Annotated in this window: 10 protein-coding genes; 8 read left to right on the top strand and 2 right to left on the bottom strand. The window is 58.1% G+C overall.

Annotated elements, in window-relative coordinates:
• The 7 genes from M0974_RS31600 to dctM form a co-directional block, all read left to right on the top strand.
• A partial coding sequence (locus M0974_RS31600) for an acyl-CoA dehydrogenase family protein (protein WP_297846027.1) occupies nucleotides 1-940 on the top strand: 940 nt, incomplete at its 5' end.
• Nucleotides 941-947: 7 nt separating this feature from the next.
• The gene (locus M0974_RS31595; RefSeq protein WP_297846028.1) at nucleotides 948-2,300 is read left to right on the top strand and encodes an MmgE/PrpD family protein; all 1,353 of its coding nucleotides are present in this window, start codon (nucleotides 948-950) and stop codon (nucleotides 2,298-2,300) included.
• Between the two features lie 119 nt (nucleotides 2,301-2,419).
• The gene (locus tag M0974_RS31590) at nucleotides 2,420-3,622 is read left to right on the top strand and encodes a CaiB/BaiF CoA-transferase family protein (RefSeq protein WP_297846025.1); all 1,203 of its coding nucleotides are present in this window, start codon (nucleotides 2,420-2,422) and stop codon (nucleotides 3,620-3,622) included.
• Nucleotides 3,623-4,028: 406 nt separating this feature from the next.
• The gene (locus M0974_RS31585; RefSeq protein WP_297846023.1) at nucleotides 4,029-4,847 is read left to right on the top strand and encodes a CoA ester lyase; all 819 of its coding nucleotides are present in this window, start codon (nucleotides 4,029-4,031) and stop codon (nucleotides 4,845-4,847) included.
• Nucleotides 4,848-4,985: 138 nt separating this feature from the next.
• The gene (locus tag M0974_RS31580; RefSeq protein ID WP_297846021.1) at nucleotides 4,986-5,978 is read left to right on the top strand and encodes a TRAP transporter substrate-binding protein; all 993 of its coding nucleotides are present in this window, start codon (nucleotides 4,986-4,988) and stop codon (nucleotides 5,976-5,978) included.
• A 74-nt stretch (nucleotides 5,979-6,052) separates the two neighbouring features.
• Nucleotides 6,053-6,685, top strand: a complete 633-nt coding sequence (locus tag M0974_RS31575; protein ID WP_297846019.1) for a TRAP transporter small permease — start codon at nucleotides 6,053-6,055, stop codon at nucleotides 6,683-6,685.
• A complete protein-coding gene (gene dctM, locus M0974_RS31570; protein ID WP_297846017.1) occupies nucleotides 6,685-7,968 on the top strand; it encodes a C4-dicarboxylate TRAP transporter large permease protein DctM in 1,284 nt (427 codons plus the stop codon). Before M0974_RS31575 ends, dctM begins: the two co-directional genes overlap by 1 nt.
• Nucleotides 7,969-8,164: 196 nt before the next feature.
• Here dctM and M0974_RS31565 read toward each other — a convergent pair whose 3' ends face one another.
• Together M0974_RS31565 and M0974_RS31560 are read right to left on the bottom strand one after the other, a co-directional pair.
• Nucleotides 8,165-8,863: a response regulator gene (locus tag M0974_RS31565; protein ID WP_297846016.1), complete on the bottom strand. Its 699-nt coding sequence runs from the start codon at nucleotides 8,861-8,863 to the stop codon at nucleotides 8,165-8,167.
• Nucleotides 8,838-12,239: an ATP-binding protein gene (locus M0974_RS31560; protein WP_297846015.1), complete on the bottom strand. Its 3,402-nt coding sequence runs from the start codon at nucleotides 12,237-12,239 to the stop codon at nucleotides 8,838-8,840. Before M0974_RS31560 ends, M0974_RS31565 begins: the two co-directional genes overlap by 26 nt.
• 280 nt (nucleotides 12,240-12,519) lie before the next feature.
• On the opposite strand from M0974_RS31560, the gene urtA reads away from it, so the two are divergent.
• The gene (gene urtA, locus M0974_RS31555; RefSeq protein ID WP_297846013.1) at nucleotides 12,520-13,764 is read left to right on the top strand and encodes an urea ABC transporter substrate-binding protein; all 1,245 of its coding nucleotides are present in this window, start codon (nucleotides 12,520-12,522) and stop codon (nucleotides 13,762-13,764) included.
• Nucleotides 13,765-13,897 lie beyond the last annotated feature (133 nt).

The raw sequence follows: 13,897 nt of genomic DNA, 5'->3' as shown, positions 1-13,897 counted from the left end.
AGTGAATCGCTGCGGCGGCAACTCCGGCACCGTCCATGGTCAGATGTACAACATGTTCACCCTGCTGCGCCACGGCAGCGATGCACAGAAAAGCTATTACTTGCCGAAGCTGGCCAGCGGTGAACTGCGCCTGCAATCCATGGCAGTGACTGAACCCAGCACCGGCACCGACACCACCAAGATCAAGACCACCGCCGTGAAACAGGGCGACAAGTACGTGATCAATGGGCAGAAAGTCTGGATCTCCCGGGTTCAGCATTCCGACCTGATGATCTTGCTGGCGCGCACCACGCCGCTGGCCGAGGTCAAGAAGAAGTCCGAAGGCATGTCGATCTTCCTGGTGGACCTGCGCGAAGCGATTGGCAACGGCATGACCGTGCAACCGATTGCCAACATGGTCAACCATGAGACCAACGAACTGTTCTTCGACAACCTGGAACTGCCTCTCGACAGCCTGATCGGTGAGGAAGGTAAAGGCTTCAGGTACATCCTCGATGGCCTGAACGCCGAGCGCACCTTGATTGCTGCTGAATGCATCGGTGACGGCCGTTGGTTCGTCGAAAAAGCCAGTGCCTACGCCCGTGATCGGGTGGTGTTTGGCCGGCCGATCGGGCAGAACCAGGGCGTGCAATTCCCCATCGCCGAAGCCCACATCGAAATCGAAGCGGCTGACTTGATGCGCTGGCGTGCCTGTGAGGAATACGACAGCGGCATCAATGCCGGGGCCAGCGCCAATATGGCCAAGTACCTCGCGGCCAAAGCTTCATGGGAAGCGGCCAATGCCTGTCTGCAAACCCACGGCGGCTTCGGCTTTGCCTGTGAATATGACGTCGAGCGCAAGTTCCGCGAAACCCGCCTTTATCAAGTAGCGCCGATTTCTACCAACCTGATTCTTTCGTACGTCGCCGAGCACCTGCTCGAACTGCCACGCAGCTTCTGAGGACACGATCATGAGCCATACCCAAGCGCTGGTCGGTTTCCTGGCCGAGCTGAAATACGACGACATTCCGAACGCTGTGCTCGACCGTACCGAAGACCTGTTTCTCGACTGGCTCGGCTCGGCGCTGGCCAGCCAGGGCTCACACCCGATCCCGTTATTCGAGCGTTATGCGCAGCGCATGGGGCCGAGTGATGGCCCGGCGAAAATCCTGGTCAATGGCCGTGGCACCTCCGCTTATTTTGCTGCGCTGGTTAACGCTGCGTCCTCGCATTTGGTTGAGCAGGACGATTTGCACAACAGCTCGGTACTGCACCCGGCCACCGTGGTTTTCCCTGCGGTTTTAGCGGCGGCTCAAGACTTGGGTAAATCTGGTCGTGAACTGCTGTTGGCGTCAGTCGCTGGCTATGAAGCCGGGATTCGCATCGGCGAATTCATGGGCCGCTCGCATTACACGGTGTTCCACACCACGGCGACGGTAGGCACCTTGGCTGCTGCGGTGGCGGTAGGCAAATTGCTTGGCTTCGACAAAGAACAATTTATTAATGTACTGGGTAGCGCGGGCACTCAGGCGGCAGGCTTGTGGGAGTTTCTGCGCGATGCTGCCGACTCCAAACAGCTGCACACCGCCAAAGCTGCTGCCGATGGTTTACTCGCCGCTTACATGACCCTCGACGGACTGACCGGCGCCCGCAACATTCTTGAGGGCGATCAAGGGATGGCTGCCGGGATGTCTCGTGATTCTGATCCGAGCAAATTGTCTGACCGTTTGGGCACACGCTGGGCGTTGGCCGAAACCTCCTTCAAATTCCACGCTTCGTGCCGCCACACCCATCCCGCAGCCGACGCCTTGCTGCACTTGATGCAGCGTGAAGGTTTGCACCATGAGCAGATCACCAGCGTCAGAACCCTTGTCCACCAGGCGGCCATCGATGTATTGGGTCGGGTAGTGGTGCCACAAACCGTGCACCAGGCCAAGTTCTCCATGGGCGCGGTGTTGGGTTTGATCGCGGTCCATGGTAATGCGCAATTGATTGAGTTTCAGCAATCGGCGTTGACTGACCCCAACGTCGCGGCGTTTCGCGAAAAGGTCAGCATGGAACTCGACAGCGAAGTCGACGGCGCTTATCCAGCTCGCTGGTTGGGTCGGGTGATCGTTACCACCACTGACGGGCGCACGCTGACCGCTGCCATCGACGAACCGAAAGGCGATCCCGGCAACACCCTGTCGCGGCCAGAACTGGAAGATAAATTCCAGCGCCTGCTGGCGTTCTCTGGGGCGCGAACGGTGGAGCAGGGCAAAGGCTTGATCGAAAAAGTCTGGCAACTGCGCGATGCCGTAGAACTAAATAATTTCATTTAGATACCAACCCCTGTAGGAGCTGCCGAAGGCTGCGATCGACCGGGAACCGGTCGTGATTCATCACTTATCGCAGCCTGCGGCAGCTCCTACAGGTTTGGCATCACCTGAGGTACAGAAACATGACCACCCAACACCCCCCACGTCCACTGGACGGCATCACTGTCATTAGCCTCGAACACGCAATTGCCGCGCCGTTCTGCACCCGGCAGTTGGCCGATCTAGGTGCCCGCGTAGTGAAGATCGAACGCCCCGGCAGCGGTGATTTCGCCCGTGGTTACGACGAGCGCGTAAACGGTCTGGCGTCGCATTTTGTCTGGACCAATCGCTCCAAGGAAAGCCTGACCCTGGACCTGAAACAGGACGAGGCGGGCGACATTCTCATGGGCCTGTTGGGCAAAGCTGATGTGCTGGTGCAGAACCTGGCACCGGGCGCCGCTGCGCGCATGGGTTTATCGTTTGAAGCGCTGCAGGAACGCTTTCCTCGGCTGATCGTCTGCGATATCTCGGGGTACGGCGAGGGTGGCCCGTATGAAAAGAAAAAAGCCTACGACCTGTTGATTCAAAGCGAAGGCGGCTTTCTTTCCGTCACCGGCGGCCCGGGTGAAGAGCAAATGGCTAAAGCCGGTTGCTCCGTCGCTGATATCGCCGCAGGCATGTATGCCTACAGCGGCATTATGGCCGCGTTGATGTTGCGCGATAAAACCGGCATCGGCAGCCGGATCGACGTGAGCATGCTGGAAAGCCTGGTGGAGTGGATGGGCTACCCGATGTATTACGCCTTTGAAGGTGCAGCGCCGCCGCCTCGCGCGGGTGCCGCTCATTCAACTATTTACCCGTACGGCCCGTTTCCCACCAAGGGCGGCGACACGGTCATGCTCGGGTTGCAGAACGAGCGTGAATGGGCGCTGTTTTGCGAGAAGGTGCTGCTCGATGTGGCGTTGACGACCGACGAGCGTTTCTCGGCGAATTTTAAACGCTCGGCGAACCGCGAAGCGCTGCGTCAGATCATCGTTGATGGCTTTTCACAACTGACCGTCGACGAGGTGGTGGCCCGACTGGAAACCGCGCAAATTGCCAGCGCTCGGGTCAACGACATGCAAGGCGTGTGGGATCACCCGCAACTTAAAGCTCGCGACAGCTGGCGTGAAGTCGACAGCCCAGCCGGCAAACTCCCTGCGCTGCTGCCACCGGGGCGCAATGCTGCTTTCACTCCACGTATGGATGCCGTGCCAGGGTTGGGTGAACACACAGTGGGAATCCTTGCCGAGCTAGGCTTCTCCGCCGAAGACCAGGCGCGTTTGCAAGCAACTGGAGTGGTTTGAAGGCAGACCATGATCTGTGGATATCCGAGATCCTGTGGGACCGAACTTGTTCGCGAAGCGGGCGGCGCGGTTTGTCTGACGGACCGCATTGTGGCCTTCGCGAACAAGTTCGCTCCTACCGGGATTTGTGGCGTACCGAGATCCTGTGGGACCGAACTTGTTCGGGAAGCGGTCGGTGAGGTTTGTCTGACGGACCGCGTTGTGGCCTTCGCGAACAAGTTCGCTCCTACCGGGATTTGTGGCGTACCGAGATCCTGTGGGACCGAACTTGTTCGGGAAGCGGTCGGTGAGGTTTGTCTGACGGACCGCGTTATGGCCATTCGCGAACAAGTTCGCTCCTACCGGGGGATCGTGTTTTGCCTTTGAATATTTGTGTGAATTGAATACCGAAAAAAAGGAACTCACCATGTCCGGCCCCACCATTCGCTCCGCACTGTTTGTGCCCGGCAGCCGACCTGAACGTTTTGCCAAGGCGCTGGCCGCTGGGGCTGATGCAGTCATCGTCGATTTTGAAGACGCCGTAGAAGAGCCCCTCAAGCGCCAAGCCCGGGATAATCTCGCGGCGTTCCTGCAAGCCACCCCGCAGGCATCCGTTTGGGTCCGAATCAACGCCCCGGAACACGCTGAACATGCCGCAGACATCGCCTTCTGCCAACAGCAATCGGGCGTGTGCGGTGTGCTGTTGCCAAAAGTCGAAAGTGCTACCCAAGTCGACGCTGTTGCGGTAACAGGAAAACCCATCTGGCCGATCATCGAAAGTGCCCGTGGGCTGTTAAAACTGGCTGAAATTGCCGCAGCAAAGGGTGTTCAGCGCCTGTCATTCGGTGCCTTGGATCTGGCGTTAGACCTGAACCTCAGCAACGGCTCACTCGCCGCTCAGTTCGTCCTCGATCAAGCCCGCGTTGCATTGCTGCTGCACTCGCGAGGCGCCAACTTGTTGCCGCCGCTGGATGGCGTGCACCCGGCCATCGACGACCCAGAAGGACTGCACACCTCCATTCGCCACGCCTACGAAATGGGCTTCGCCGGCGCGCTGTGCATTCACCCAAAACAAATCCCAGTGATTCACCAGGCACTCGCCCCGGATGCGCAGACGTTGGCGTGGGCACAGCGGGTCGTAGACGCCAGCAGCCACGGCCTCGGCGCGTTTCAAATCGATGGGCAAATGGTCGACGCGCCGGTGTTAATCCGTGCCCAGCGGCTTTTAGCGCTGGCGTTAACCTAGGCCGAATGCTGGCTTATGGAAATGCGGATTCTCTAAACGCTCGGCGTTGTGCATCGTGCTCATACCGGCATCTCCCGATTTAGCTGCACCGCTGCACTGCTTCTCAGAAGAATAATCACAACAATAAAGGTGAAATCGATGTTCAAGGTGTCCCGGGCGCTGCTATGCGCCGCCGCAATGACCATGGCCAGCCTGACCCAGGCAGCCGACCCCATCGTCATCAAGTTTGCCCACGTAGTGGCGGAAAATACTCCCAAAGGGCAGGGCGCCTTGCTCTTCAAAAAGCTCGTCGAAGAGCGTCTGGCGGGCAAAGTAAAAGTCGAGGTCTACGCCAACTCCTCGCTGTTCGGTGACGGCAAAGAAATGGAAGCGCTGTTGCTGGGCGACGTGCAAATGTTGGCGCCGTCCTTGGCCAAGTTCGAGCAATACACCAAACAAACCCAACTCTATGACTTGCCCTTCCTATTCAACGACCTGGCCGCTGTCGACCGCTTCCAAGAGGGGCCGCAGGGCAAGGCCTTGCTCAGTTCGATGGATGACAAGGGCATCCACGGCCTGGCTTACTGGCACAACGGCCTGAAGCAACTCTCGTCCAACAAACCGTTGCATGATCCCAAAGATGCCCGTGGTTTGAAGTTCCGGGTTCAGGCGTCCAGCGTACTGGAAGCGCAGTTCGTCGCACTGCACGCCAACCCACGAAAAATGGGTTTCAACGAGGTGTATCAAGGGTTACAGACCGGCACGGTCAACGGCACCGAGAACACCTGGTCCAACTATGAAAGCCAGAAGGTCAATGAAGTGCAAAAGTACTTCACTGAATCCAACCACGGCTTGATCGACTACATGGTGATCACTAACGTCAAGTTCTGGAATGGCCTGCCACCGGACATTCGTACCGAACTGGAAAAGATCCTGGCTGAAGTCACCGTCGAAGTGAACAAGCAGGCGGAAGCACTTAACCAGACCGCCAAGCAGAAAATCATCGACGCGCACACCAGCGAAATCATCGTGCTGACCCCAGAGCAACGTGCGGCCTGGCGCGAAACCATGCGCCCAGTGTGGGACAAGTTCTCGGCGGAGATCGGCCCTGATTTGATCAAGGCTGCTGACGAGTCCAACAAAGCGCCCTAAGTCTCGACAGGCAGCAATGTCTGCGCGGCTGCTCTGATCTGAGCAGCCGCCTTTTCTACGTTCGGAGCATTTTTATGCAATCGCTGATGCGACTCTGGGAGCACCTGGAGGAAGCCTTCATCGCCTTCCTGCTGGCCGCCATGACGCTGGTGACATTCGTCTACGTGATGCTCAACAACATCTACACGCTGTTCTATGCGTTGAGTGACAAGTGGGCCTTCAGCCGCGATTTTTTCGCCAACATCGGTGACCACCTGATGGGTTACGCCCAGGAAATGACCTGGAGCGTGGCGCTGACCAAGGCTCTGTTTGGCTGGCTGATTTTCTTCGGCATGTCCTACGGCGTGCGCACTGCTGGCCATTTGGGCGTCGACGCGGTGGTCAAGCTGACGCCACGTCGGGTTCAACGCTGGCTGGCGATGATCGCCTGCCTGTGCTGCCTGGCCTATGCAGGCTTGTTCATGGTGGCCAGTTTCAAATGGTTGACCGCGTTATTCACCGCCAATATCGGTGCCGAAGACCTTGATAAATTCGGCGTCAAACTGTCTGACATCGCGGTGATCGTACCCATCGGTTTTGCCATGGTCGTTATTCGCTACCTGGAAATATTCTGGCGCCTGTTTACCCATCGCCAATTCGGCCTTGGGCTCGCAGACGAAGCCGCAGAAGCCAGCAAACTGGCCAGTCATAACGAGGAGCAACACTGATGGCGGTTCTTTGTCTGTTCCTGTTGTTGTTCGTGTTCATGTTTCTAGGCGTTCCCATCGCAATTTCTTTGGGTTTGTCCGGGGCGCTGTCGATCCTGATGTTCAGCCCTGACTCGTTGAGTTCGCTGGCGATAAAGCTGTTCGAAACCTCTGACGCCTACACCTTGCTGGCGATTCCATTTTTCCTGCTGTCCGGTGCATTCATGACCACTGGCGGCGTGGCGCAACGGCTTATCGACTTCGCCAACGCCTGCGTCGGACATATCCGCGGCGGCTTGGCGATTGCTGCGGTGCTGGCGTGCATGCTCTTCGCTGCGTTATCCGGTTCGTCGCCAGCCACTGTGGCTGCGGTGGGCTCCATCGCTGTGGCCGGTATGGTCCGTTCCGGTTATCCAAAAGAGTTCGGCGCCGGGATCATCTGCAACGCCGGCACCCTGGGAATTCTGGTGCCGCCGTCGATTGTGATGGTGGTCTACGCGTCTGCCACTCAAACCTCGGTCGGCAAACTGTTCATCGCCGGTATCGTTCCCGGCATCGTGCTCGGCTTAAGCCTGATGGTGGTGATCTACATCGTCGCCCGGATCAAGAAACTGCCGGCCCAGCCACGGGTTACTTTCCGCGAATGGTTGCGCACCGCGCGCCGGGCGTTCTGGGGATTGCTGTTGCTGGTAATCGTCTTGGGCGGTATCTACAGCGGCCTGTTCACCCCGACTGAAGCCGCAGCCGTGTCGGCGGTGTACTCGGCGTTTGTCGCGCTGTTTGTCTACAAAGACATGAAAGTCCGTGACTGCCCGCGAGTGCTGATGGACTCCGGACGACTGGCGCTGATGCTGATGTTTATCATCGCCAACGCCATGCTCTTCGCTCACGTACTGACCACCGAACAGATTCCCCAGCAAATCACCAACTGGGTGGTCTCCGAAGGACTGACGCCCATTGGCTTCCTGATCATGGTCAACATCGTCTTGTTGGTCGCAGGCAGCTTCATGGAACCGTCAGCCATCGTCCTGATCCTGGCGCCGATCTTCTTCCCCATCGCCATGAAGCTGGGCATCGACCCGATCCACCTCGGCATCGTCATGGTGGTCAACATGGAAATCGGCCTGGTGCACCCACCGGTTGGGCTCAACTTGTTCGTGACCTCTGCGGTGACCGGACTGACCCTGGGCCAGACTATTCGAGCGGCGTTGCCGTGGCTGTCGATTCTGTTGGTGTTCCTGGTGTTGGTGACGTACGTACCGTTTGTGTCGCTGGCGTTGCCGAATTGGTTGGGGATGCCTTGATTCAGATTCGGCGGGGTGTCTTGTAGAGCGCCTCGCCGACAAGATGGCTCGTATCGTTAATTTGTAATCAACACCTTTCCGGTGGGAGCGAATTTGTTCGCGAAGAAAGCGGCGCGGTATATCTGAATCACCGCAGTGAATCCTTCGTAAACAAGTTCCCTCCCACCGGATCTTCAATCGACTTGAAAACGCGCGTTCACCGCCCACTCACCGCCATCCCCGCACCCTCGGTCATCGCCGCCATGGCCACCGATGTCGCCGCCGTCCGGGTCTCAACCCCAAGCTTGATATAGATATGCTCCAGATGCTTGTTCACGGTCCTGGGGCTTAACTGCAAAATATCGGCGATGTCCTTATTGGTCTTCCCGCATGAAACCCAGCGCAGCACTTCAATCTCTCGTTCAGTCAGTTTAAAGCGCCGGGCGAGTTTTTCGTTGGCCGGTTTGTTGTCGAACCCGGCATTAACCGGCAGTGATGGCTGACGTGCTGACTGCAGAATCCGCGCCGTGCGCAGGTGCGATGCGACTCTAGCCAGCACTTCGTTACATTCGATGGGCTTGGTCACGTAGTCGATGGCGCCTGCTTCGAAGCCTTTGACCACGTGTTCGCTGTCGGTCAGCGCGGTCATGAACAGCACCGGAATGTTGGCGGTGTCGGGCTGGGATTTGATCTGCCGACAGGTTTCAAAGCCATCCAAGCCGGGCATCAACGCGTCGAGCAATATCAAGTCCGGGCGGCGGCGCTGGATGCGGTTCAATGCGCTGCTGCCGTCCAGGGCCACCAACACCAGATAGCCGGCGTCTTCCAATGCATCGGAGAGCAACGCGAGGTTTTCCGGCGTGTCGTCGACGATGAGGATCACGCCCTTTTCAGCGTACGGAATCAGAGCGTTCATTGAGCGCCTCCTTTAGCTTGAAGCTGAGTTCATCCAGGCGAAAGCCTTTGGCCAAGGCGCGCATGTCGGTGACGAAGCTGGCGCTGGTGAGGCTGTCGCGCTCGATGGTGTCGAGCTTGGTTTGAATCCCGCGCACATAACCGAGGCCGCAGAGTTCGTACAGCTCTTCCAAGTCTGCGCGGGGCGGCAACACCCAAGGGCTTTTGCTTATCGTTTCCACGCGCAGGCGCCTCACCCATTGCAATTGCAAATGGCGTTGAATCAGTTCCAGCAGTTGCGGAAAATGCACTGGCTTGACCAGGTAGTCGTTGCACACCGGCGGCGAGAGCTGATCCTTGTCCTCGGTCAGTGGGTTGGCGTTGGCTGAAATCACAATAATCGGCGCCAATGATGCTGCGTTGCGTCGGATCAAGCGGCTGGTCTCCCTGCCATCCATGTCCGGCATCGACAGGTCCATCAGGATCAGATCCGGGTGCAGCAGTGACACCTGACGAATTGCCTCCTGACCGTTGGCCGCCTGGGCCACGTCGAAGCCCAGCGGCGTCAACATGCCGCTGATGACTTTGCGGTGTTCGATGTGGTCGTCCACCACCAGAATCAGACGCCGGTGGCCTTCGTACGCAATGATGTCGTGGTCGCTGTGCACCACGGCTTTTGGCACCCGTACCTCGGACAGGAATAACTTCACTTGAAACTGCGTGCCTTTGCCCGGTTCGCTGGTGACGGACAGCGCGCCGCCCATTAAGGCGGTCAACATCCGGGTGATGGTCAATCCCAGGCCTACGCCGTTGTCCTGGCGCACCAGACCGCCACGTTCGAAGGGTTGGAAAATCAGTTCGATCTGCTCAGGCGCGATACCAATGCCGGTGTCGATGATGTCGAAGATCACCGTTTCCCGGCGATAGCTGACCCGCAGGCATACCTCGCCGCTGTCGGTGAAGTTAACTGCGTTGCCCAGCAGATTGATAAGGATCTGCCGGACGCGTTTCTCATCGCCGCGCACGACGCCCGGCATCCGCCCAATAACCTCAAGACGAAAGCCCAACCCCTTGCCACGCGCGGTGGGTTCGAACATCTGCTCCAAGTCGTGGATGAACTCCTGAAACAGAATTTCCGACGGCTCCAGCCGCAGTTTGCCGGCCTCGATTTTGGCGACGTCCAACAGGCCGTCGATCAGCGACAGCAAGTGCGAACTGCTACGGCGGATGGTCGCCAGCACATCTTGTTGGGCGAACGGCGTGGTGACGTCGCGTTGCAGAATTTGGGTGAAGCCCATGATGCTGTTCAACGGCGTGCGCAGTTCGTGGGAGAGGCCGGTGACGTAACGACTTTTCGCCGCGTTGGCCGCTTCTGAGGCCTCTTTGGCTTTTTGCAGCGCTTGGTCGGTCTTGTAGTGCGCGTCGATCTCTTGCATCAGCAGCGCGGTCTGACGGTCCGACTCTTCCAGCGCAACCCGGCGACTTTCCCGGGTCAACACCACCCACCAGGCAAGAATGGCGGCGAACACACAGAGGGTGAAAAAGGCTTTGAGAAACGCCACCCATAAGGTTTGGTGTACTGCTGGCGATTGCTGCAACAGGCCATGGGAGACCTGACTGAAAATCAGCGCCAGCGCCCCGGACAGCATCAGCACCAGCACCGTCAGCAGGCCCAGGTAATGCGCCAGACGTGAGTGTAAATACCTCTGCGCAAGCCTTGGAAAAAACCGGCTGATCAGGTCTTCGAACTGCATCGACAACCGCGCCCGTGGTTTGCACTGGTCGGCGCAGCGGGCGTCCAGCGAGCAACACAACGAACAAATAGGCGAACCGTACGCCGGACAGTAGGCCATGTCCGGGGTCTCGAACGCGTTGCTGCACAGGCCGCAGCTAAGTGTCGTTTGCGGGCCATGCGGGTATAGCTGCAACGGATCACTGCGCCGGGCGATGTAGTAACGGCCCTTTGTCAGCCAGGCGATCAGCGGCGCCACGATCAGCGCAGTGATCAGCGAGATCATTGGCGATGCGGCTTGAGCAAGGTCGCCGAACACGCCGAAATGCGCGAGTACCGACAGGAATGAGGCGACCAACATCGCACCGACGCCCACCGGGTTGATGTCGTAGAGGTGCGCGCGTTTGAATTCGATATAGCCCGGCGATAAGCCCAGCGGTTTGTTGATCACCAGGTCTGCCACCAGCGCGCCGATCCAGGCGATCGCCACGTTGGCGTACAACCCCAGCACCTGTTCAATGGCGTCGAATACCCCCAGTTCCATCAGCACCAAGGCAATGGCGACATTGAACACCAGCCACACCACTCGGCCGGGGTGGCTATGGGTGACACGGGCAAAGAAGTTCGACCACGCCAGTGACCCGGCGTAGGCATTGGTCACGTTGATTTTCATCTGCGAGATGATCACGAACAGCATCATCGCGGTCAGCGCCCATTCCGGGGAGGTAAACACGTAACGGAACGCCACCAAGTACATCTGCGTCGGTTCCACCGCGCGTTCGATGGGCACTTCGTGTTGCAGGGCGAGAAACGCGAGGAACGCGCCGCCGAGAATTTTAAGTGCGCCGGGGATAATCCAACCCGGACCTGCCATCAGCAATGCGGCCCACCAACGGTTGCGGTTGCGTCGGGTTTTCTCTGGCAAGAAGCGCAAATAGTCCACTTGCTCGCCAATTTGCGTTACCAACGACAAGGCCACGCTGAAGCCTGCGCCAAAAAACAGCAAATTGAAGGTGCCGCCTTCGCCTTCACGCCCGGAGAAACTGCCCAGTTGCATCAGTGCGTCGGGGTTTTTCCAGATCACGAACAGATAGGGCAGGGTCAACAACACTAGCCACAACGGCTGGGTCCACATCTGTAATCGGCTGATCAGGGTGATGCCATAGGCCGCCAATGGGATGACGATGATCGAACACAACACGTAGGCCAAGGCAATTGGGATGTGGAAATACAGCTCCAATGCCAAGGCCATGATTGCCGCTTCCAGGGCGAAAAACAGAAAGGTGAAACTGGCGTAGATCAGCGAGGTGATGGTCGAACCGATGTAGCCGAAACCGGCGCCGCGGGTCAGTAAATCCATGTCCACGCCGTAGCGGGCGGCGTAGTAGCTGATGGGCAAGCCGGTGAAGAAAATCACAAACGCTGCGGCAAGGATCGCCCAGAAGGTATTGGTAAATCCGTAGCTCATGACCAATGCGCCGCCGATGGCTTCCAGCGCAAGGAATGACACAGCGCCGACGGCGGTGTTGGCGATGCGAAATTCAGACCATTTGCGAAACGATTTTGGCGTGAAGCGCAGCGCGTAATCTTCCATCGTCTCGTCGGCGACCAGGCTGTTGTAGTCGCGGCGGACCTTGACGATTCGTTGGGAACTGGAAGGGCGCACGGATGAATTTCCTGAAGAGGAGCAACGAGGCACAGGCTATGGATAGCAACTTCCATGCCGGTAAAACCGATAAACACGCGCCCGCGAATAAATGATCGGTTGGGTGACGCCTGCGCCAGCATGCACCTCGGCTGTATTTTTAGCCCTACGTCAAATGACGTAGGCCGGTACGTCAAGCTGCGTATATTGCGTTTGCGTCGTCCCGCTCATGCTTGTTTCAACTCGTTACACCGTCTTTTCAGGCGAGTAAGTAGCGATTCATAAGCACAGGAGCGGGAACATGGATTCACGACTGACAGGCGCGAAACGCTTTCTTCCTCGCCGATTGGCATTGGGTGCTGCTGCGCTCTCGCTGATTGCGGCTGGGGTGTTCAGCCAAGGGGTGATGGCCGATGACGCCAACAGCACCGGGCTGGCGGTGACCCCGACGCAAGTGACAGTCGGTCAGTTGCACTCGGCAACCGGAACCATGGCGATTTCTGAAACCGGTTCGATTCAAGCCGAACGCTTGGCGATAGACCAGATCAACGCATCGGGCGGCATCCTCGGTCGTCAGATCAAGATCATTCAAGAAGACGGGGCGTCTGATTGGCCGACCTTCGCTGAGAAAGCCAAGAAGCTTCTGGTGGGCGACAAGGTAGCGGCAGTCTTCGGTTGCTGGACCTCAGCCTCGCGCAAAGCGGTGCTGCCGGTGTTCGAGAAAGAAAACGGTCTGCTCTACTACCCGACCTTTTACGAAGGGCTTGAGCAGTCGAAAAACGTGATCTACACCGGCCAGGAAGCGACTCAGCAAATCCTCGCCAGCCTCGACTGGATCGCCAAAACCAAAGGTGCCAAGACCTTCTACTTGATCGGTTCGGATTACATCTGGCCGCGCACCTCCATGAAGATCGCCCGCAAGCACATCGAAAACGTTCTGCACGGCACCGTGGTTGGCGAAGACTACTACCCATTGGGCAACACCCAATTCGGCTCGCTGATCAACAAAGTCAAACTGAAAAAGCCTGACGTGGTGTTCGCCGCAGTCGTGGGTGGTTCCAACGTAGCGTTCTACAAACAGCTGAAAGCTGCGGGCGTGGACTCGAGCAAACAAACCCTGCTGACCCTGTCGGTGACCGAGGATGAGCTGGTCGGTATCGGTGGCGAAAACATGGCGGGTTTCTACGCCTCGATGAAGTACTTCCAGAGCCTCGACAACCCGGCCAACAAAGCCTTCGTTGCCGCCTTCAAAGCTAAGTACGGCAAAGATTCGGTCATGGGTGATGTCACCCAGGCGGCTTACTTAGGCCCATGGTTGTGGAAAGCAGCCGTTGAAAAAGCCGGCAGCTTCGACGTCGACAAAGTGGTTGCCGCATCCCCAGGTATCGAGCTGAACAACGCCCCGGAAGGCTACGTGAAAATTCACGAAAACCACCACCTGTGGAGCAAGTCACGCATCGGCGAAGTCCAGCCTGACGGCCAGTTCAAAGTGATCTACGAGTCCGGGCTGATCGAGCCGAATCCGTTTCCTAAAGGTTATCAATAACAGTTCAGACGCCCCGAAACTGTAGGAGCGCGCGTGCCCGCCCTTTGCAGCGAAGCACGCGTAAATTTTGGACCCCGTAGGTCGAGCGCGACCCCCGGCCCCACCCGGGCACGCGCGCTCCGACAAGGGTTTT

This window comes from Pseudomonas sp. (assembly GCF_026224925.1).
GTDB lineage: Bacteria > Pseudomonadota > Gammaproteobacteria > Pseudomonadales > Pseudomonadaceae > Aquipseudomonas.
The sequence above is the reverse complement of the archived record's forward strand: the minus strand, read 5'-3'. Positions and strand labels throughout refer to the sequence as shown.

Coding starts and splice junctions, on each gene's coding strand:
- M0974_RS31590 (WP_297846025.1), top strand. CDS start 2,420: ATGACCACCCAACACCCCCCACGTCCACTGGACGGCATCACTGTCATT.
- M0974_RS31585 (WP_297846023.1), top strand. CDS start 4,029: ATGTCCGGCCCCACCATTCGCTCCGCACTGTTTGTGCCCGGCAGCCGA.
- M0974_RS31580 (WP_297846021.1), top strand. CDS start 4,986: ATGTTCAAGGTGTCCCGGGCGCTGCTATGCGCCGCCGCAATGACCATG.
- M0974_RS31575 (WP_297846019.1), top strand. CDS start 6,053: ATGCAATCGCTGATGCGACTCTGGGAGCACCTGGAGGAAGCCTTCATC.
- dctM (WP_297846017.1), top strand. CDS start 6,685: ATGGCGGTTCTTTGTCTGTTCCTGTTGTTGTTCGTGTTCATGTTTCTA.
- M0974_RS31565 (WP_297846016.1), bottom strand. CDS start 8,863: ATGAACGCTCTGATTCCGTACGCTGAAAAGGGCGTGATCCTCATCGTC.
- urtA (WP_297846013.1), top strand. CDS start 12,520: ATGGATTCACGACTGACAGGCGCGAAACGCTTTCTTCCTCGCCGATTG.